The following is an 18,754-nucleotide window of genomic DNA, read 5'->3' on the forward strand; positions in this document are numbered from 1 at the left end:
TATTACAGAGAAGGCTGAAAATGGCGGGACGTCCCTCAACACACGAATGCGAACCGGAAACCTTCATGCCTGTCGATGCGCAAAATCTGAAGATCCTGGAGCGCCGCCTTCTGTGGCTGTCGCATTGGATGATCCACAACGCCAACCATATCCGTCCCAAGGTCGATGGCATCAAGGTCGGCGGCCATCAGGCCAGCTCGGCCTCGATGGTGTCGATCATGACAGCGTTGTATTTTTCCGCGCTTCGACCCGAGGACCGGGTGGCGGTCAAGCCCCATGCCGCGCCGGTATTCCATGCGATCCAGTACATGATGGGCCGGCAGACGCGCGAGAAACTCGAAAACTTCAGGGGTTACGGTGGGGCGCAAAGCTACCCGAGCCGGACGAAGGATATCGATGACGTGGATTTCTCGACCGGTTCGGTCGGTCTTGGCGTCGGCATCACCCCGCTCGCATCTATCGTCCAGGATTTCATCAGCGCAAAGAGTTGGGGCGCGGAGATCGTACCGGGCCGGATGATCGCGCTGCTGGGGGATGCCGAACTGGACGAGGGCAACGTCTACGAGGTGCTCCAGGAGGGGTGGAAGAACGACCTTCGCAATTGCTGGTGGATCATCGACTACAACAGACAATCCCTGGACGGCATCGTCCGCGAAGGCCTGTTCGAGCGCATGGAAAAGGTGTTCGACGCCTTCGGCTGGGATGTCATCCGGGTGAAATACGGTGCGCTTCAGCGCGCCGCCTTCGAGGAGCCCGGCGGCGACCGCCTCCGGACCTGGATCGATCGGTGTCCGAACCAGGAATATTCCGCGTTGACTTACATGGGCGGAGCGGTCTGGCGACAGCGGTTGATGGAGGATCTGGGCGATCAGGGTGAAGTGTCTGCGCTCATTGATAGCCGTAGCGACGCAGAACTCGCCGAGTTGATGGAAAACCTCGGCGGCAATTGCGTGGAGACAATGGCCAATGCCTTCACGTCCATAGACCACGACCGTCCGACCTGCTTCCTGGCCTACACCATCAAGGGGTGGGGAACGCCGATTGCCGGCCACAAGGACAATCATGGCGGCCTCATGACCGCCAAACAGTTCGCGGACTGGCAAAAGCGGATGGGCGTTCCCGAGGGAGAGGAGTGGGAGCGCTTCGCGGGGGTCGGGGATCCCGCCGCGCTCAGAAATTTCCTCAAGACGGTACCGTTCTTCGCCAAAAGCCATCGGCGGCTCCGCGACGACCGGCTTGCGGTTCCGGCCATCGAACTGGACACGACGCGCGAGATCTCGACCCAGGCCGCATTCGGAAAGATCCTTGACGACGTCGCCAAGGGAGGCAGTACCTTTGCCGAACGGATCATGACAACCTCGCCCGACGTGACCGGCACCACCAATCTTGGCCCCTGGGTCAATCGCCGCAAACTGTTCGCTCGCCGGGAAATGTCGGACGCCTTCATCGAGCACCGCATTCCGTCCACCGCGAAATGGGAATTCACGCCGCAAGGCCAGCACATCGAACTCGGCATTGCCGAGATGAACCTCTTCCTTCTGCTTGGCGCCGCGGGGCTGAGCCACTCGCTGTTCGGAAAACGGATCGTTCCGATCGGCACTGTCTACGACCCCTTCGTGGCGCGCGGTCTCGATGCCTTGAACTACGCCTGCTACCAGGATGCGCGCTTCCTGATCGTCGGAACGCCGTCAGGCGTGACTTTGGCTCCCGAGGGCGGCGCCCACCAGTCAATCGGCAGCCCCCTGATTGGCATGTCGCAGGATGGTCTTGCCGCGTTCGAGCCCGCCTTCGCAGATGAGCTCGCCGTGATCATGGAATGGACCTTCGACTACATCCAGCGCGACGGCGAGGGTGATCCGGATGAGCGCACATGGCTTCGAGACGAGACCGGCGGCTCTGTTTATCTCCGCCTGACCACTAAACCGCTGGAGCAACCCGGCAAGCGGCGCGACGACGCCTTCCGGCAGGGGGCCATAGACGGCGCCTATTGGCTTCGACCGCCCGGGCCGAACTGTTCGGTCGTGATTGCCTACCAGGGCGCCGTCGCCGACGAGGCGATCGCTGCTGCCGGACAGGTCGGTGAAGCGCGCCGCGATATCGGCGTGCTTGCGGTCACTTCGGCCGACCGGCTGAACGCGGGCTGGACCGCTGCACAGCGCGAGCGGGCCCGGGGCAACAGCAAAGCGAAAAGCCATGTCGAAACGCTGCTCGATCCACTGCCGCGCGACTGCGCAATCGTGACCGTCATCGACGGCCATCCGGCCACACTTGCCTGGCTCGGGTCGGTCGCAGGACACAAGACGATCCCGCATGGCGTGGAACATTTCGGCCAGACAGGCACGATCGGCGATCTGTATCGCCATTTCGGTATCGACCGGCACGCGCTTGCCGCCTCTATCAGCGAACTCACCGCCGGGAAACCCATCAAGTCTCATCCGATGGGGGTGATGAACTCCTGAATTCAGGCGTGATACCGACCGGGAACGCGGCGCGGGAATTACCGAAACAAACGAACGCCTGTCGTTGCCCAGTCGAAGGTCTCTCGTTGATATCGCGCGGAGGCTACAACTGGCTCGCGCACCCCACGGCCACGGCCACGGAAACGGAATTGGGGGAGATCGCGGTTCGCTCGAAGGATGCCGAAAACCGCATGCACCCGGCACGGGTCTGGCAGGGCTGGGTTTGAACTGGCCGTGATCCAAGCCACCCGCAACGGAGATCGCGACGCAAGGATATGGCCTCGGGTGCAGCCTTTGAATGCCGGGTACGCCAGTTTCAACAGGCCGGTACTATCGGCGCACATGGGTCCTGGATTCAGAATGATTTGCTGGGCCATTGGAATAGGTCTCGAGGGAATGTGGCGAAGGGTGGCTTGCTACGTTAAACTCCGGAAAATCAGAGGAAACCTGAACAACTCACGTGTGTCGGCAATGACCATCCGTCCAATCTCCATGCGGTTTGGAAACTGACTTTAAATGACTGAAAAAATTAAAATATTCTCCGTCGCGCCGATGATGGACTGGACCGACCGCCATTGCCGGGCGTTTCACCGGCACTTGAGCAGGCGCGCGCTGCTTTATACGGAAATGGTGACCACCGGCGCCGTGATCCATGGTGACCGGGAGCATCTGCTCGGCTTTTCCGATTTCGAACATCCTGTTGCCTGCCAGCTCGGCGGGTCGGATCCCGCGGCCATGGCACAGTCGGCGAAGATCGTTGCGGACTACGGCTACGACGAAGTCAACATCAACGTCGGTTGCCCGTCCGACCGGGTGCAGTCGGGAAGTTTCGGCGCCTGCCTGATGCAGGACCCGGAACTCGTCGCGGATTGTGTCCGGGCCATGAAGGATGCCGTCGACATTCCGGTGACCGTCAAATGCCGCATCGGTGTCGACGAGCAGGACCCGGAACCGGCGCTCGACGCCATGGCGGACGCGGTTGTGGCCGCCGGTGTGGATGCGCTTTGGGTCCACGCGCGCAAGGCCTGGCTGCAAGGGCTGAGCCCCAAGGAAAACCGCGACATACCGCCCCTGGACTACGATCGGGTGAAGCGGCTTAAAGAGAGGTATCCCGATCTTTTCATCGGATTGAACGGCGGATTGCAAACCCTCGACGACGCCGAGATTCATCTTGAGGATCTCGACGGTGTCATGTTCGGCCGCGCCGCCTACCACACGCCTCAGATCCTGGGCGAGGTGGACCGGCGCATCTATGGCGAAGAGACGGAGGATGTCTCTCCGTGGCAGGCGGTGAGGGCCTATCTTCCCTATATCGAGGACCAGCTTTCAAAGGACGTGCGCCTTGCGCACATGACCCGGCACATGCTCGGCCTGTTTCACGGTCGCCCGGGCGCGCGGTCCTGGCGACGGATTCTGACCGTTGAGGTAACCAAACCGGGCGCGGGAACGGAAATCGTCGAAAAGGCCCTTGCGGCCGTCAGTCCCGTGGACGAATGTGAGGGCCTTTCCAGCCGTCAGGCAGACCATGCCGCCTGAAACGGATAACAGGTTCAACACGCTCTAACACGGATTTCACAACTTGGACGTCTCGTTTTTTGCCGGCGAAACCCTCGGGCTGGGTCTGGCGCTTCTGGCCTCCGGACTGGTCGCCGGATTTCTGGCCGGCATGTTCGGCATCGGCGGCGGTGCCATCCTGGTGCCGGTGCTTTACCAGTTTCTGACGGCCGTCGGGGTCGATGAAAGCGTCCGCATGCACGTTTCCGTGGCGACATCGCTCGGCATCATCGTGCCGACCTCGGTTCGCTCGTTCATGGCCCACAAGAAGCGCGGGGCAGCGGATCTGGAATTGCTGAAATCCTGGATCATTCCGGTGCCGCTCGGTGTGGTCTGCGCCTCTCTGGTCGCCGCTTACGTGTCCGGTGATGCTTTGAAGGGCATTTTCGCGGTCATCGCCTTCGTCATCGGTCTGCGCATGCTGTTCAACAAGCAGCACTGGCGGATCGGGTCCGACATCCCGGGCTTTCCGATCCGGCCGATCTGCGGGGCCCTGATCGGGTTCTTCTCCACGCTGATGGGCATCGGCGGCGGGGTGATGAACAACACCTTCATGACGCTTTACGGCCGGCCGATCCATCAGGCGGTCGCGACCTCGTCCGGCACGGGCACCCTGATCGCCATTCCCGGCACCATCGGGCTGATGTGGGCAGGGTGGGGTGACCCGTCCCTGCCGCCGTTTTCCGCCGGTTATGTGAACCTGCTCGGCGTCGCGCTGATCATACCGGTGACGACCTTTGCCGCGCCTTTCGGCGTAAAGGTCGCCCATCTGCTGCCGCATCGGACTATGGAACTCTTTTTCGGCGTCTTTCTTCTGCTGGTCGCCGTCCGGTTCGCGTTCAGCCTTTATGGAATGTGAATGGTTTCCCGTTAAGGCGTCAGAACCAGCTTGTCGCCCTCGATACTCCAGCCCTTGAGGCGGTCGAGCGCGGACATGCCGAACAGGCTTGTCTCCAGGGCATTCGGCTGGGCAACGAAGGCGCGGACATCCCGAAAGCTGGCATCGCCGATCCGGATGTTTGAAATCTTCACCGGTGCGACGACGGCCCGGCCGTTCGCGGTGGAGACCGGCGTGCTGAAATTCAGATCGCTGTTCGAAAAGCCGCCAGTCTGTGCATCTTCATAGGTCAGTACGACCGCGCTGGCCCCGGTATCGAGCAGAAACGTCACCGGTCTGCCGTTGACCGTCGCATTGATATGGAAGTGCCCCGTCGTATCGCGCACGACCAGGATGGTTCCGTCATCCTGATTGACGGCCAGTCCCGGAGCAAGCGCGCCAAGCACCCTGTAGCCGCCTGCGACCAGGTCGCCCCGGAACGTATAGCCGACGACAAGCACGCCCAGAAGACCGCCCCAGAAGAAAACGCCCCGGAAAATGTCGCGGACTTTCGGTTGGCCGAAGACAAGGCTAGCCATGAAGACGAAAGCGAGGATCGACAGGGCGACGATCCGGGGTCCGGTGGTGTCGAGATCAACCTCTTCCGGTGAGGACGGAAACTCGAAAATGGAATAAAACACCGCGCCGAACATGATCAGCACGATGATCGCCAGCGCCAGTCCTCGAAAACGGCTTCCGCCCATGTTTATCCGGCCTCCCGGTCAGGACGGCGGAAGTCCAGATCGGCCAAGATCCGTTCGCGGTCCTTGGACGTCATGCTGCCCCAGGTCGCGATTTCATCGAGCGTGCGGTAACAGCCGAGGCACAGCTTCGTGTATTGGTCGATCTGGCAGACTTTGGTGCATGGCGATTTCATGGGCCTGATATAGAAATCCGATTATGGCTTGAGAAGGGCCGGCTGCCTTCACAAACAGGGTATGGCTTCCTTACGGATTGCCGGTCGCCAGTTTGATCGGCGCGGTGACCACGGCAACGGGCAATGTTACGACAACCCGGGCGGTGCTGGAGATGAAGGATCCCAGATCGTTGCCGGCGGCATCCAGCTGGGTTTCCTGTCCGGCTGCCCCTGCCATTACGCCCGGTTGCGACAAGATCTTCTGGACTTGCGGACTGAACTCCGCGAGCTGGGTGAATTTCGCGTGGTGAGCGGAGTCCGTTGCTTTCAGATCCGTCAGGTCGATGACGATCGCGCCGAGTTGGGCAAGTTCCTCGTCGTCCTGATAGGCGCCGACCCTTTCCTTGCCGCCGGCAATCGTCTTCGACAGACGCAAGGCCCGATCGTCGCGGGACACAAGGATGACATACGGTTTGCTCTGTCGTCCGATGCGTTTCAACTGGGATTTGAAGACATCGATGTCGATGTCAGGAGCGGCGAGGAAGACACGCTCGACCTTGCGCGATAGTTTTTTTCGCTCAGCGGGCGGGATCTGGCGGGCCGTTTCCATCATAAGCCAGTTGCCCATGGAATGGGCGAGGATGACGATCCTTTCCGCTTTGCTGCTGTCGATCAGGCGCAGTGTCTTTTCCAGACCGTCGCGCGCAATCGCGGCACTGTTCAGGTCATAGACATAGTCCTGAAGCTTTCCGCGCGAGGCCCAGCTGAAGAGTATCGGGACGCCTTTAAAGTCCGCGTCGTGAACAAGTTGGGTGAACCGGTAGAGGCTTTCGGGAAACCGCGTGTTGTAGCCGTGGATGAACAGAAACACCGTCCGTTGGCCGCGCGGCAGCGCAGAAAGCCGCTGGTTGAGCCTGGACGTGAACGCCGTCGATCCGTCGATGTACCCGGCCTGTCTTGGAACGAAATCCTTTTTCGGATCGCCCGGCAGGATAGAGGGCCATTCGATGGTGCCCGGTTTGTGGTTCGGCGGAACGGAAATCGTGGCCTCGGCGAAATCGGTTTTTCTCGCCCGTTCGCCGTTGAAGTAGGTGTTCGGCCGGTCGTCGCGTTCACGTGTCGAGACGACCAGAATGTCATGGGTCGTCGCCCCGGGCGCCTGCAGGGTGCTGACGGCGAGTGCTCCCGCATCCGGACGTGACGCGCAGCCGGCAAGTACGATCAGCAGTCCGGCGCACAGGGCGGCGAACCGGATCGTCACGTTGACTTCGGACCAAGTTCTGCGGGGCATTCGACACATTCTCTGATCACACTGCTGACACTCAACCCTCACAGGTGCAAAAGCACAACCGGAATCGTAACGTTTGTTCGGCTTTCCTCATGGGATCATCGCAAGGCCGAGCAGAAACGCGATTGCGCTGACCTGCTGGACTGCCCCCAGCACATCCCCGGTAAAGCCGCCGATCTTGGCACGCGCAAGCCGGCCGATACCATGCGCGGCAAGGCCGGCCAGGATCAGCCCGAGGGACAGCGCCGGCACCGACAGGGCGACCGCTGACGGCAACAGGCACAAGGCGCCGAAGACCGCAGCCTGACCTGCGGCGCGCCTATCGGGCGTGCCGAAGCGGTTGCCGAGACCGTCCGGCCGGGCGCTTGGCAGTTGCGACCACTGCCAGACCATCAATGTCCGGCTCAGGGCTTCCGCACCCAGGAACAGGATCATGGCTTCGCCGGCGCCGAAGCGCTCAAGCAACGTCGCCAGAAGGACGGAACGCAATCCTACGGACACAACCAGCGCAAGGGCGCCGAAGGTACCGATCCGGCTGTCCTTCATGATCTCCAGCCGCCGGTCTGCGGTCGTGCCGCCGAAAAAGCCGTCTGCGACATCCGCCAGGCCGTCTTCATGCAACGCGCCGGTCGTCGCGGCGAGGGTTCCGACGATGAAAATGGCGGTTGCCAGTTCCGGCAGGGCCGTCCATCCGAGAATCAGGCCGATCAACGCGGCGGGCAGGGCGATCAGAATGCCGGCAAGGGGCGCGGCCCGGGGTATGCGCCTGAAATCGGGAGGTGTATCCGGATCGTCCGCGGGGCCGAGCTTTGGAAGGGGCAGACGGGAAAAAAAGCGTGTGCAGGCGGCCAGATCGGCGAGAAACCGGGCAGGGTCGGTCACCACGGTCGTCTCCGCGTTGGGGCGAGCGTTCGGCCCCGCATTTGGATCGTCCTGTCGCAATGCTGATCCATCCGGTCGGTCTCATGCTTGTGTTTTGACGGTCCGCCGTTATAGATCGGCCACACGAGCAGACCAAGTCCGGTCTGTCGACGAGCCGCTGAAACTGGAGTCCCTTGCCGATGCCCCTGTCTGAAACCGCGCTTCCGTTCGATGATATCCGCAACCTGGCGAAGTCGATGCCCGGGCCGGACGAGGAGGCGCTTCAGACGACCCGGACGCGGGACGCGCAACTGACCAAGCCGGCCGGCTCGCTCGGAAAGCTCGAACAGATTGCCGAATGGCTGGCGGCCTGGTCCGGCAAGGCGCCGCCGAAAATCACGCGGCCGCTGGTCGCCATCTTCGCCACCGCCCATGGGGTTGCCGACAAGGGTGTCTCGGCGTTTCCGAGCGCGGTCAATCGCCAGATGGTTGACAATTTCGCCTCCGGTGGTGCCGCGATCAATCAGATATGCCGGGCGAACGATCTCGGTCTCAAGGTATTCGATCTGGCCGTCGACATGCCGACCCCGTCGATCACCGACGAAGACGCGCTCGACGAGGCCAATTGCGCCGCCACCATGGCCTACGGCATGGAGGCGCTCGCCGGCGGTATCGATCTCGTCTGTCTGGGCGAGATGGGGATCGGCAACACCACGATCGCGGCCGCGGTCTTGAACGGCCTGTTCGGCGGTTCGGCGGAAGACTGGATCGGTCGGGGCACCGGCGTCGATGACGAAGGGCTTGCCCGCAAGCGCGATGCGGTTGCCGCAGCCGTCGCCCGCCTCAACGGCGAGAAGGATCCGCTGGAAGTCCTGCGCAAGGTCGGCGGCCGTGAAATCGCGGCAATGGCCGGCCTCATCATCGCCGCCCGCCTGCAGCGCGTTCCGGTGATTGTCGACGGGTTCGTGACCACGGCCGCGGCGGCAGTGGTCTACGCAATGGATCCTGCGGGCCTGGACCATTGCCTGTTTGCCCATGTCTCTGCGGAAGCCGGCCACCGGCGTGCCTTGGAAACCATGAACAAGGAGCCGTTGCTGGACTTTGGCATGCGCCTGGGCGAAGGCTCCGGCGCCGCGCTCGCGGCCGGTATCGTCAAGGCCGCCGCCGAAATGCATTCCGGCATGGCAACCTTCGCGGACGCGGGGGTCGCGGAAAAAGGCGCCGACTGACGCAGGACACCTAAGGGGTCTGAATAGCGGTTCTGAACGGATCAGGCGCTCCTGCGGCGGCTGCCTTGATTTTTGGCCTGTTCCCGTTCGGTCTGCGTGGTGTCCTTAGCGAAATTCATGGTCCGGGTTCTGGGAAGAGTAACGATCACTTCCGTTCCCTGTCTCAGTTTCGATTTCAGTTCGAACTTGCCGCCATGCATTTTCACCAGGGCCTGTACGATTGACAGGCCGAGACCGGTCCCCGGCTCCGCGCTCTTGATCGCCACCGAACCCTGGCCGAAAGCTTCCAGCACGATCGGGATCTCTTCTTCCGGGATCCCTGGCCCGGTATCGGCTATGGAGACGAACTGACCCCCTTCAACGGCTCTGCCGACCGATATCCGGATCTCCCCGTTCGTCGGCGTGAACTTCACCGTATTCGACAGCAGATTGAGGATGACCTGCCGCAAGGCGCGTTCATCGGCCCAGACCTGGGGCAGGTGCGGATCGTGCCTTACATGCAAGGTGATATCCTTCGCCTTGGCGCGGATCTGCATCATCGTGCTGCATTCTTCGACGATATCGGTGAGGTGGAGCGCTTCTTCCTGCAACTCGTGCCGGCCCGCTTCGATCCGCGACAGGTCGAGGATTTCGTTGATGAGGTGAAGGAGGTGCTGACCGGATCCGTGGATATCCGCAGCGTAACCTTTGTAATTGGCATTGCCCATCGGGCCGAGGACTTCGTCCTTCATGATTTCGGAGAAGCCGAGAATGGCATTGAGCGGCGTGCGCAGTTCGTGGCTCATGGTCGCCAGGAACCGGGATTTCGCAAGGTTTGCCGCCTCTGCCCGCCGGCGGGATTCGTCGGAAAGGGCTTTTGCCGTTTCCAGTTCGGCGATCAGGTAGTCCTTTTCCGCCCGATATTCCAGCATGGTATTGGCATTCTTGATCAACTGGTTGGCGAGGATCAGAAAGAAGCCTTGCGCTCCGACGGCCATGGCCGCAAGCGTGTAGTGGATGGAATCGGCGGCAAGCAGGAAATTGATCGCGACCGTCAGGGTGATCGGCAGCGTGCCGGCAACAAGGGCTCGGGGCAGGGTCGCCGACTGCATCGTGTTCATCGCCACCACGATCAGCAGGGTGGCGAACTGGAATTCCAGAAACCCGGCTCCGCTGTCGGGCTTTTGTGGAAGCACGAAGAACACGCACCAGCAAATACCATACAGAAAGTCGCCGAATGTGAAGCGCCGTAGCCAATGCGTCTTGGCGCGTTCTTCCGACGACGTTTTCTCATAAGCCTGGCAGGTCAGGACGATCAGAAGATGCATGCACAGCGTGAACACGAACCAGATCGTCACGAGCCCCTTGTTCAGCCACATGGTGGAGATCGCTGTCACGATCAGGGCAAGCATCGGCACGGCAAAGGCCGCGCTCAGCCGGGTATCGGCGAACAGGTGACGCCGTTCCCCCTCGAATTTGTTTTGCAGGCTTTCCTTGGTCCCCATGGCGCCGCGGAAATCACGGATGGTCCGCGCAAGCTCACGCCGGCGCATCGCCCGTCTCCGGTTGAAGGCCGTTCTTCGGTCGCCGGTCATTCGTCTGTCGCCGATCTGGGGCGTGTCGGGGTCCATGGTCCTCGCGTACCGGTTTGCAAAAACTTTCCGTGTTAGGTTTGGATCTTATGTTTTGACTCACCATTTCTTAAGATCACGCTCAAAGGCGTGGTTAACAATTCATGTGCGAGTTCAATCAATTGGTCGGCAAATTTCGGGGAGGAACATGAAACTCGAAGACCTTCGAGCGGAGATCGCCAACTGCCGCCTCTGCGTCGAAAGCCCCTTGAAGGAGCCGCTGCCGCACGAGCCGCGTCCGGTTCTGCAGGTGTCGCAAACAGCGAAAATCTGTGTCTGCGGACAGGCGCCCGGAACCCGTGTCCACCAGAGCGGGCGACCCTTTACCGACCCGTCAGGGGACCGGCTGCGCGACTGGATGGGGATCGGGCCGGAGATTTTCTATGACCCGGACAAGCTGGCCATCATTCCGATGGGCTTTTGTTTTCCGGGGCTGGACCGCAAGGGCGGGGATCTGCCGCCCCGGCCGGAATGCCGGGCAACCTGGCATGACAGGTTGTTTGAAGCCATGCCCCAGATCGAACTGGTTCTGGTGATCGGTCAGTATGCGCAGAGCTACCACCTGGGGCCTGCGCGCAAGAACAGCCTGACGGAGACGGTTGCCTCCTGGAGAGCGTATTTCGAAGCCCCGCGGGTGATAGGCAAACCCGCTGTCCTGCCTCTGCCGCATCCCTCCTGGCGCAACAACGCCTGGCTGAGGAAGCACCCGTGGTTCGAAGCCGAACTGTTGCCGGTTCTGAAAAAGGAAATCGCCCGGCTCATATGAACCGGGCGGTGTTTCGTCAGCAGCATTAACTTCGTCAGTTGGAGGCGACATTCTTTTCGGGACCGGAAATCGGCAGGTCCTTCTGCCGGCTCCAGCCGACCATGCTCGCATCATAGACGGTCACATTCTTGCGGCCGAGCAACTCGCTGAGCACGAACCAGTTGGTGGCGGCCCAGTGACCGGTGTTGCAGTAGGAGATCACCGGTGCGTCGGTGTCCTTCACGGCGGCCGGCTCCAGGGCGGTCAGTTCTGCTGGAGACTTCAGCCGGTTCGTCTTGTGGTCGTAGAAGGTGTCCTGATCGAAGTTTACCGCGCCCGGGATATGACCGAAACGGGTTGCCGCCTTGTGCTTTTCCGCGCCGGCAAACTGTTTTTCCGGGCGCGCGTCGAGGAAAACCGCATTGCTTCCGAGACCGCCGGCCACGTCATCGGTTGAAACGAGAAGCGCGTCATTGGGTTCAGCGACGAAAAGATCGCCCTCCGGAACAACGTTGCCGGTCTCCAGCGGGCGCTTTTCCGCCACCCAGGCCGCCTGGCCGCCGTCGAGAATGGCGACATTCTCGTGGCCGAGGTACTTGAACGTCCAATAGATCCGGGTGGCGGCGCCGAATTCGAGGCTGGATTTGCCGTCGGGGACGATCACCACGGCTTTTTCGTCCGATACACCCAGCTCGGAGAGTACGGCCTCCATCTTGTCGATCGACGGCAGGACGCCTTCGACACCGTCACGATCGGTGCGCCAGTAGCCCGGATACTCGCTCCAGATCGCGCCGGGGATATGACCTTTCAGATAATCGTCCTTGCCGGACTTCGAGATCGGCGATCGGGTGTCCAGAATGAGGATCCGGTCGTTTTGAAGATTGTCCTGCAACCACTGGGTCGAAACCAGCGGCGTCAGGTCAGGGGTTTCGGCCGCGGCCGGCAAGGCGAAACCGGCGACCAGAACCGCGACGGCACCGGCCGTTTTGATCAGTGAGGAATGCAGGGAGCCAAGCATGGCAAACTCCGGAAGTGTTAAGTGTTGAATGAGAAAATTATTCTCAATTAACAATGGAATTGACATTCTGAAGTAAAGTTGGCAAGGAATATGGGCGATATTCTTAGAAGAAAAATCTAAATTTGCGCATAGGTGGTCGGGATTAGAAATCCGTTCTATTCCACGCCGTCTCCCTTGAAACATAAATCCAGGCCGTCAGGCGCCATTGGCGTTTGTCGTGCCCACTGCCAATGCGGAACCCAGCATGATTGACCGTATCGACCGCCGGATTCTTTCCATTCTGCAGGAGGACTGCACCGTTCCTGTTGCCGAAATCGGCAGGCGTGTGGGCCTGTCCACGACGCCGTGCTGGCGGCGCATCCAGAAGATGGAGGAGGACGGCGTCATTACCGGCCGCGTCGCTCTGCTCGATCCGGGGAAGGTCAATGTGAAGGTTACGGCCTTCGTCGCGATCACCACCAGTCAGCACACCGAAGACTGGTTGAAGAAATTCGCAGATGTGATCTCCGAGTTTCCGGAGGTCGTCGAATTTTACCGCATGGCGGGGCAGGTGGATTATCTTCTGCGTGTGGCCGTGCCGGACATCGAGGCCTATGATGCCTTTTACAAAAGGCTGATCGCCAAGATCGACATTTCGGACGTCTCGACCACCTTCGCGATGGAGCAGATCAAGAGCACAACCCAGCTGCCGCTGGGCTATGTGGTGACGGAAAAGCCGAAACCGGAGTGAGATCCTGGGGGAAGTCGAGCCGGGGTGCCGATGACAATAGCGTGATTGGCGGTTCGGCTTGCACAAATGTATTCAGAATTTGAGATGTATCAAACGGAAGAACGCCCGGTCCGCGTAGAATAGATAAATTGGTCCAATAGGGAGGATAGCATGTCTGGTTTCTTCGGAAAAATGTTGCTCGCCGCCGGAATGGTGGCGACCCTGAGCGGAGCGGCTGCGGCAGCCGACATGGCGCCGGGCGAAGTCGCAACGACCTACACGGTCGAAGGCGAATTCGAGGATGTCCGGTTCGCCTTGGAAAACGCCATCGTCAACCGCGGCTTGGTCATTGATTATGTTTCCCATATCGGGGACATGCTGGCGCGCACCGGTGCTGACGTCGGCGCCAAGAAGGACATCTACGTCAAGGCACAATCGATGTTGTTTTGCTCTGCGGTGCTGTCGCGCGCGGCCATGGAAGCTGATCCGGCCAATATCGCTTTCTGCCCTTATGGCGTGTTCGTTTACGAAACCCCGGATAAGCCGGGTGCAATTGTTGTCGGCTACCGCAATCTGACCGAAACCGGCGACGAGGCTTCCAAGAAGGCGATCGCCGATGTGAACACGCTGCTGGACGACATCGTCAAGGAAGCGGCCGAGTAACAGTTCCTCCGCAGTGACTTCGGGGAGATGATCTCCCCGGAGTGTGCCAACTGCCTCTCCCTTAAAGTTCCGGGAGGGGCATTTTCATTTGACCGTTTTGAAGCCCGATAACGGGTGTTGGCCTGCCTTCTGCTGCAGCCGGAGGAGGGTCTTTTCCGCAGTCAGTTCGCGAGACGCTTCCTTGCCTATACGCCGTTCGGTCTTGTCGCTGGAGGCTGCCAGACGCTGTGCAAGCGCAAGCGCCGGCTTGTGAAGGGGCAATGACCGTTTGCCGATCTGGCGCAAGGCCCAACTGACGGCTTTGAAAACATAGTTGCGCGGATCGGTTGCCTTGTCGGCGATCAGGCAGAAATAGCCGTGAAATTCTGTGTCGGGCGCTTTCTTCGCGTGGACCGCGCGCCAGGCAATCATGGCGAAGCCCGCGCGCCGGACGAATTCGCGCTCATCGGTCACGTAGGCGGAAATCTTTTCCGTGGCATCGGCGGTCCTGGCGAAGATGGCGCAGACCTGGTCGCACAGGTCCCAGGAATTGAAGTCACTCACCCAGGTATCCATTTGCGCCGGGGTAATCTGTTTTGGATCGGCAATCAGGCCGGCAAGGATACGTGCCTCGTGCCAGCCGGTTTCCCAGAGCGCGGCCGACAGGGCGGGGTCCTTGCCGATTTTCTTCGCCAGCGGCCGGGTGACCGCCATCGGCACGCCGAAGGCTCTGTCCACCTGAATGCCGAACCGTTTCATGCCGGCCCGGTTTTCTTCCGAGCCGGCTTGTCTGAGCTCCGCCAGAACCGCCTCGACGGTCCAGCTGGAGGCGGCGGCCAAGGCGTTGCGCCTATTTCTTGTCGGCGTTTTCCAGCCGGGCGATCAGGCTGGACGTATCCCAGCGGTTACCGCCCATGGCCTGGACTTCCGCATAGAACTGATCCACCAGCGCGGTGACCGGAAGCCGGGCGCCGGTGTCGTTGGCGGTCTTCAGGCAGATGCCGAGATCCTTGCGCATCCAGTCGACCGCGAAGCCATAGTCGAATTTGCCATTGTTCATCGTTTCCCAGCGGTTTTCCATTTGCCAGGACTGCGCGGCGCCACCCTTGATCGCGGCAATCACCTTGGGCACGTCGAGCTCGGCCTTCTTGGCGAAATGGATCGCTTCGGAAAGACCCTGGACCAGGCCGGCGATACAGATCTGGTTGACCATCTTGGTCAGCTGGCCGGCGCCGGCTTCGCCCATCAGGCCGGCGAACTTTGCAAAGCAATCGATGACCGGCTTTGCCTTGTCGAAATCCGCCTGGTCGCCGCCGCACATGACGGTCAGGACACCGTTTTCAGCACCTGCCTGGCCGCCGGACACCGGTGCGTCGACAAAGCCGCAGCCCTTGGCCTTGGCGGCGGCGTAAAGCTCTCGGGCGACTTCGGCGGAAGCGGTCGTGTGATCGATGAAGATCGCCCCGGACTTCAATCCGTGAAAGGCGCCGTTTTCCCCGGTGGTAACCGAGCGCAGGTCGTTATCGTTGCCGACACAGGCAAGAACGAAATCGCAGCCTTCGGCCGCCTGCTCCGGAGTTTGGGCGAAATGTCCGCCGTATTCGGCCGCCCATTTCTCGGCTTTTGCCGTGGTCCGGTTGTAGACGGTCACGTCATGCCCGCCCTTGGTCTTCAAAAAGCCCGCCATAGGGTAGCCCATGACGCCCAGCCCGATGAATGCAACCTTTGCCATTTTCCGGTTCCTCCTCAAGTCGCAACGAAAGGCCCGGCGGTTCGCCGGGCCTGTCAAATTGGTTCTCGGGTTCTAGCGCATTCGCGGCCAACTGTCAGGCCAGCGCATCGGTCGATAACCTTGAAACATTTGACCGTCGTTCTTTTGTCTGCTGACAAGGCGGATTGCACGCGGTGGTGTTTCCCACCACAAGTGCGAGCCAACGCAGTCAGCGGGCAAAAGAGTCCGGCCCTTCGGGCGGCGGAAAGCGGCCCATCGGCTGTGTTGCGCCGCTTGCTCGATGCACCGCATCGCGCCGCCCAACGTCCCTGGCCGAATGAACCGCTTTCTGCCATCAAATGGTTCAAGGTTATCGACCGACGCTCCAAAGGCGTCAGACCCAGAACCTCGGACGGTATCCCGTCTTGTCTTCAGTGGAGGACGTCCGCGGCTGTTTTGCAAGCTTTTGCTCGGTGGACGGTTGCGGACGGGTGTAGGGGGTGAACCGGGCGGCGGTCATGTATGCTTGTGCAAAGATATCGAACATTGTCTAACACTCCATTGCGTCTTCTATGGTTGGACAATGAAGGAAAACTGAGGTAGTGGCTAATCATCTAAAATTCTATAATGTAAGTTAGGATTACATATGGAGTGGCGCAGCCTGCCTTCCCTCAGCAGTCTTCGGGCGTTTGTCGCCGTGACCGAGAAAAAGAGTTTTTCCGCAGCCGGCAGGGACTTGAACGTCTCCCATGCGGCCGTCAGCCAGCAGGTCCGGTCGCTGGAGGACCGGCTGGGCACGCAACTCGTGGTTCGGGAAGGGCGGGGCGTTGCGCTGACGCCGGAGGGGCTGCTATTGGCGGAAGGGCTGCGGGAGGGCTTTGCGATCCTGCAGGAGAGCGTGGATCGTCTGCTTCAGACGGATCAGTCTCGCGCTCTCAACGTGACCATGACGCCTGCGTTCGCCGTCAGCTGGCTGATGCCTCGGATATCCGATTTCAAGCATCTTCATCCGGAGATCGAATTGATGCTGAATCCGACCGGGGATGTCGTCGAATTCGCTCCCGGCGGTATCGACCTTGCCATCCGCTTCGGCAACGGCAACTGGCCGGGGCTGGAGTCGGAACTGTTGCTGCCTTCCAACTACGTGATCGTCGGCGCGGCAAGCCTGGTTGGCGATCGATCCATGTGCGATCCGGCGGAGATCCAGGACTATCCATGGCTTCAGGAACTGGGGACCAACGAATTGTCGCTCTGGCTGGAGGGTCAGGGCGTGGTTCCGAGATCGAAGCTGAACATCACCCATCTGCCGGGCTTCATGGTGCTGGAAGGTCTGCGCCGGGGTGACGGGATTTCGGCGACCGCCAAGGTTTTCGTGGAATCGGATATCGAGGCGGGTACCCTCAAGATTCTGTACGAGGACATCAAACCTGCGTCATCGGGCTACCATCTGGTGACCAGGCCCGGTGTGCAGCGTCCTCCGCTGAAAGCATTCATTTCCTGGCTCAAGGCGCGCGCGGCCGACGCCACCGCCCGCAGCGCCTGAGACGTTTGGCTCAGCGGATCAGGTGGCGAGTGAGGCGAGTTTCGAACTTATCCCAGAGCCGGCGCAACATTTCCACCAGGAACAGATACAGGACCGCTGCCCAGATATAGGCCTGAAAATCGTAAGAACGGGAATAGGCGCGACGTGTTTCGCCCATGATGTCAAAGATGGTGATGATGGCGGCAATTGCGGAGCCTTTGAGCAGGAGGATGATCTCGTTGCCATAGGGCCTGAGCGCCACCATCATCGCCTGAGGCAGAATGATCTTGAAGAAGATAACCGGCTTTGACAGGCCAAGTGCCTCGGCGCCCTCCCATTGCCCCTTCGGCACATTCTCGATTGCTCCGCGCAGGATTTCTGCCTGGTAGGCTGATGTGTTCAGGGAGAAAGTGAAGACGACGCAATAAAAGGCGTCACGGAAGAACCACCATACCCCGACGGTTTCCAGTTGCTCGCTGAACGACCCCATGCCGTAATAAAAAAGGTAGGTTTGCGCGAGCAGCGGAGTGCCGCGAAAGAAGTAGACATAGCCGTATGCAAGTTTGCGAAGGAGGGCGAACTTGGATGAACGCGCTGCTGCGATCGGAACGGATATGACCCCGCCGATCAGAATGGACAAGCCGACGATTTCAAGCGTTACAAGAAAACCGTCGATATACTTGGGCCAGTATTTCTGGAAGAACGGGCTCGCGACATTGATGCTCAGATAGTAGAGCAGGCTGGCGCCCGCGATTGCCCAAAGTACCATCAGCACATGCCCGAGGATCCGCGTTTTTCCCCAGGTGCGGGCGCCCGGTGGAGGCGGAAGGAGGGCGGATTTGCTGTTCGATGAGGGAGTGGACATTACCGTTCCGTCTCCCCGCGTTTCGACCAGGTCTCGATTCGGTTAAGCCCCATGGACGATATCAGGGCGAGTGCCAGGTAAATCAGGCAGGCGAGACCGAAAAACAAAAATGGTTCTTTGGTAATGCGGGCAGCCCGGTATGAGCTCAGCATAATATCCGTAAGCCCGATCACCGAAACCAGAGCCGTTTCCTTGAGCAGGACAAGCCAGAGATTCCCGAGGGCGGGCAGGGCAAGCCGGATGAGCTGGGGCAGGATGACAAGCCGCATTGTCTTGCCGGGCGACAGGCCGAGCGAGTATCCGCCTTCATACTGGCCCTGCGGGATGCCTCGAAATGCGGACAGGAAGGCTTCCGATGAATAGGACGAAAACACCAGGGCCAGGGCAACCATGCCCGCGGCGAAGGAGTTGACTTCGATGTAGGTGTTCACCCCGATGAATTTCAAAGCTTTCAGGATCGCGATCTGAAGACCGTAATAGACGAGAAAGAGCGTCAGCAGTTCCGGCAGGCCCCGGAATAACGTCGTGTAGATATTGGCAGCCAGGCGAAGGGAGGGTTCGTGACTTTTCTTCGCAAGCGCCAGGAAAAAACCGAGCGTCAACCCGAATGGAAGCGTGGCAACAGCGAGCGCGACGGTGATCAGAACACCGTGCGCGATTTCATCGCCCCAGCCGATGTCCCCGAAGGATAAAAGCGTCAGTGCCTCGTTCATGCGCTTGGCGCCGCCTTCATGCTGTTCCCCCTCATGGAAAGAGCGCGGCGTATCGACTGTCGCCGCGCTCTCATGTCTTGCGGTCTACAGTTTCT

19 protein-coding genes are annotated in these 18,754 nt (G+C 60.4%); 9 read left to right on the top strand and 10 right to left on the bottom strand.

The annotated features are described in order from the left end of the window. The first annotated feature begins 65 nt into the window (after window positions 1-65). From ACN0SO_RS00280 to ACN0SO_RS00295, 4 genes are all read left to right on the top strand, one after another. On the top strand, window positions 66-2,459 hold the full coding sequence (locus tag ACN0SO_RS00280; RefSeq protein WP_417674998.1) for a transketolase: 2,394 nt from the start codon (window positions 66-68) through the stop codon (window positions 2,457-2,459). 86 nt (window positions 2,460-2,545) lie between these two features. Further along, entirely contained in the window at window positions 2,546-2,686 is a 141-nt protein-coding gene (locus tag ACN0SO_RS00285; protein ID WP_417673329.1) for a hypothetical protein, read from the top strand. A 289-nt stretch (window positions 2,687-2,975) separates the two neighbouring features. Beyond that, the gene (gene dusA / locus ACN0SO_RS00290) at window positions 2,976-3,995 is read left to right on the top strand and encodes a tRNA dihydrouridine(20/20a) synthase DusA (RefSeq protein ID WP_417673331.1); all 1,020 of its coding nucleotides are present in this window, start codon (window positions 2,976-2,978) and stop codon (window positions 3,993-3,995) included. 43 nt (window positions 3,996-4,038) lie between these two features. Then, on the top strand, window positions 4,039-4,872 hold the full coding sequence (locus ACN0SO_RS00295) for a sulfite exporter TauE/SafE family protein (RefSeq protein WP_417673333.1): 834 nt from the start codon (window positions 4,039-4,041) through the stop codon (window positions 4,870-4,872). Between the two features lie 11 nt (window positions 4,873-4,883). Here ACN0SO_RS00295 and ACN0SO_RS00300 read toward each other — a convergent pair whose 3' ends face one another. The 4 genes from ACN0SO_RS00300 to cobS all read right to left on the bottom strand — a co-directional run bounded on the left by ACN0SO_RS00300 (window position 4,884) and on the right by cobS (window position 7,916). Further along, window positions 4,884-5,594, bottom strand: coding sequence for a retropepsin-like aspartic protease family protein (locus ACN0SO_RS00300; RefSeq protein WP_417673335.1), 711 nt, complete (start codon window positions 5,592-5,594; stop codon window positions 4,884-4,886). Window positions 5,595-5,596: 2 nt separating this feature from the next. After that, a complete protein-coding gene (locus tag ACN0SO_RS00305) occupies window positions 5,597-5,767 on the bottom strand; it encodes a DUF1289 domain-containing protein (RefSeq protein ID WP_417673337.1) in 171 nt (56 codons plus the stop codon). 70 nt (window positions 5,768-5,837) lie between these two features. Then, window positions 5,838-7,037: an alpha/beta hydrolase gene (locus ACN0SO_RS00310; protein WP_417673339.1), complete on the bottom strand. Its 1,200-nt coding sequence runs from the start codon at window positions 7,035-7,037 to the stop codon at window positions 5,838-5,840. 87 nt (window positions 7,038-7,124) lie between these two features. Beyond that, entirely contained in the window at window positions 7,125-7,916 is a 792-nt protein-coding gene (gene cobS / locus ACN0SO_RS00315; protein ID WP_417673341.1) for an adenosylcobinamide-GDP ribazoletransferase, read from the bottom strand. Between the two features lie 179 nt (window positions 7,917-8,095). Here cobS and cobT point away from each other — a divergent pair, with 179 nt between their 5' ends. Further along, window positions 8,096-9,124, top strand: coding sequence for a nicotinate-nucleotide--dimethylbenzimidazole phosphoribosyltransferase (cobT, locus tag ACN0SO_RS00320; protein ID WP_417673343.1), 1,029 nt, complete (start codon window positions 8,096-8,098; stop codon window positions 9,122-9,124). 41 nt (window positions 9,125-9,165) lie between these two features. On the opposite strand, the gene ACN0SO_RS00325 is transcribed toward cobT, so the two are convergent. Next, window positions 9,166-10,734, bottom strand: coding sequence for a sensor histidine kinase (locus tag ACN0SO_RS00325; protein WP_417673345.1), 1,569 nt, complete (start codon window positions 10,732-10,734; stop codon window positions 9,166-9,168). A 148-nt stretch (window positions 10,735-10,882) separates the two neighbouring features. Here ACN0SO_RS00325 and ACN0SO_RS00330 point away from each other — a divergent pair, with 148 nt between their 5' ends. Beyond that, the gene (locus ACN0SO_RS00330) at window positions 10,883-11,500 is read left to right on the top strand and encodes a uracil-DNA glycosylase family protein (protein ID WP_417673347.1); all 618 of its coding nucleotides are present in this window, start codon (window positions 10,883-10,885) and stop codon (window positions 11,498-11,500) included. Window positions 11,501-11,534: 34 nt separating this feature from the next. On the opposite strand, the gene ACN0SO_RS00335 is transcribed toward ACN0SO_RS00330, so the two are convergent. Then, the gene (locus ACN0SO_RS00335; protein ID WP_417673349.1) at window positions 11,535-12,497 is read right to left on the bottom strand and encodes a sulfurtransferase; all 963 of its coding nucleotides are present in this window, start codon (window positions 12,495-12,497) and stop codon (window positions 11,535-11,537) included. A 247-nt stretch (window positions 12,498-12,744) separates the two neighbouring features. Here ACN0SO_RS00335 and ACN0SO_RS00340 point away from each other — a divergent pair, with 247 nt between their 5' ends. After that, window positions 12,745-13,227: an Lrp/AsnC family transcriptional regulator gene (locus tag ACN0SO_RS00340; RefSeq protein ID WP_417675000.1), complete on the top strand. Its 483-nt coding sequence runs from the start codon at window positions 12,745-12,747 to the stop codon at window positions 13,225-13,227. A 150-nt stretch (window positions 13,228-13,377) separates the two neighbouring features. Next, a complete protein-coding gene (locus ACN0SO_RS00345; RefSeq protein WP_417673351.1) occupies window positions 13,378-13,869 on the top strand; it encodes a DUF302 domain-containing protein in 492 nt (163 codons plus the stop codon). Window positions 13,870-13,953: 84 nt separating this feature from the next. On the opposite strand, the gene ACN0SO_RS00350 is transcribed toward ACN0SO_RS00345, so the two are convergent. Both ACN0SO_RS00350 and ACN0SO_RS00355 read right to left on the bottom strand, forming a co-directional pair. Then, complete coding sequence (locus ACN0SO_RS00350) at window positions 13,954-14,688, bottom strand: DNA alkylation repair protein (protein WP_417673353.1); 735 nt, start codon at window positions 14,686-14,688, stop codon at window positions 13,954-13,956. A gap of 10 nt (window positions 14,689-14,698) precedes the next feature. Further along, window positions 14,699-15,580 carry an NAD(P)-dependent oxidoreductase gene (locus ACN0SO_RS00355; RefSeq protein WP_417673355.1) on the bottom strand — a complete coding sequence of 294 codons (882 nt, stop codon included), beginning with the start codon at window positions 15,578-15,580 and terminating at the stop codon, window positions 14,699-14,701. Window positions 15,581-16,205: 625 nt separating this feature from the next. Between ACN0SO_RS00355 and ACN0SO_RS00360 the strand changes: the two genes are divergently transcribed. Next, window positions 16,206-17,102, top strand: coding sequence for a LysR family transcriptional regulator (locus ACN0SO_RS00360; RefSeq protein ID WP_417673357.1), 897 nt, complete (start codon window positions 16,206-16,208; stop codon window positions 17,100-17,102). Between the two features lie 10 nt (window positions 17,103-17,112). Here the strand turns inward: ACN0SO_RS00360 and ACN0SO_RS00365 are convergent, their stop codons facing one another. Further along, entirely contained in the window at window positions 17,113-17,946 is an 834-nt protein-coding gene (locus tag ACN0SO_RS00365) for an ABC transporter permease (protein ID WP_417673359.1), read from the bottom strand. Next, window positions 17,946-18,659, bottom strand: coding sequence for an ABC transporter permease (locus ACN0SO_RS00370; protein WP_417673361.1), 714 nt, complete (start codon window positions 18,657-18,659; stop codon window positions 17,946-17,948). The genes ACN0SO_RS00365 and ACN0SO_RS00370 overlap by 1 nt, the downstream gene beginning before the upstream one ends. Between the last annotated feature and the right edge of the window lie 95 nt (window positions 18,660-18,754).

The organism is Roseibium sp. (genome assembly GCF_048260565.1).
Classification (GTDB): Bacteria; Pseudomonadota; Alphaproteobacteria; order Rhizobiales; family Stappiaceae; genus Roseibium.

Excerpts from the sequence above, each read along its gene's own strand:
- ACN0SO_RS00355 (WP_417673355.1), bottom strand. The coding sequence starts at position 15,580 with ATGGCAAAGGTTGCATTCATCGGGCTGGGCGTCATGGGCTACCCTATG.
- ACN0SO_RS00360 (WP_417673357.1), top strand. The coding sequence starts at position 16,206 with ATGGAGTGGCGCAGCCTGCCTTCCCTCAGCAGTCTTCGGGCGTTTGTC.
- cobT (WP_417673343.1), top strand. The coding sequence starts at position 8,096 with ATGCCCCTGTCTGAAACCGCGCTTCCGTTCGATGATATCCGCAACCTG.
- dusA (WP_417673331.1), top strand. The coding sequence starts at position 2,976 with ATGACTGAAAAAATTAAAATATTCTCCGTCGCGCCGATGATGGACTGG.
- ACN0SO_RS00370 (WP_417673361.1), bottom strand. The coding sequence starts at position 18,659 with ATGAACGAGGCACTGACGCTTTTATCCTTCGGGGACATCGGCTGGGGC.
- ACN0SO_RS00310 (WP_417673339.1), bottom strand. The coding sequence starts at position 7,037 with ATGCCCCGCAGAACTTGGTCCGAAGTCAACGTGACGATCCGGTTCGCC.
- ACN0SO_RS00365 (WP_417673359.1), bottom strand. The coding sequence starts at position 17,946 with ATGTCCACTCCCTCATCGAACAGCAAATCCGCCCTCCTTCCGCCTCCA.
- ACN0SO_RS00280 (WP_417674998.1), top strand. The coding sequence starts at position 66 with ATGCCTGTCGATGCGCAAAATCTGAAGATCCTGGAGCGCCGCCTTCTG.
- ACN0SO_RS00330 (WP_417673347.1), top strand. The coding sequence starts at position 10,883 with ATGAAACTCGAAGACCTTCGAGCGGAGATCGCCAACTGCCGCCTCTGC.
- ACN0SO_RS00300 (WP_417673335.1), bottom strand. The coding sequence starts at position 5,594 with ATGGGCGGAAGCCGTTTTCGAGGACTGGCGCTGGCGATCATCGTGCTG.
- ACN0SO_RS00305 (WP_417673337.1), bottom strand. The coding sequence starts at position 5,767 with ATGAAATCGCCATGCACCAAAGTCTGCCAGATCGACCAATACACGAAG.
- ACN0SO_RS00345 (WP_417673351.1), top strand. The coding sequence starts at position 13,378 with ATGTCTGGTTTCTTCGGAAAAATGTTGCTCGCCGCCGGAATGGTGGCG.
- ACN0SO_RS00325 (WP_417673345.1), bottom strand. The coding sequence starts at position 10,734 with ATGGACCCCGACACGCCCCAGATCGGCGACAGACGAATGACCGGCGAC.
- ACN0SO_RS00335 (WP_417673349.1), bottom strand. The coding sequence starts at position 12,497 with ATGCTTGGCTCCCTGCATTCCTCACTGATCAAAACGGCCGGTGCCGTC.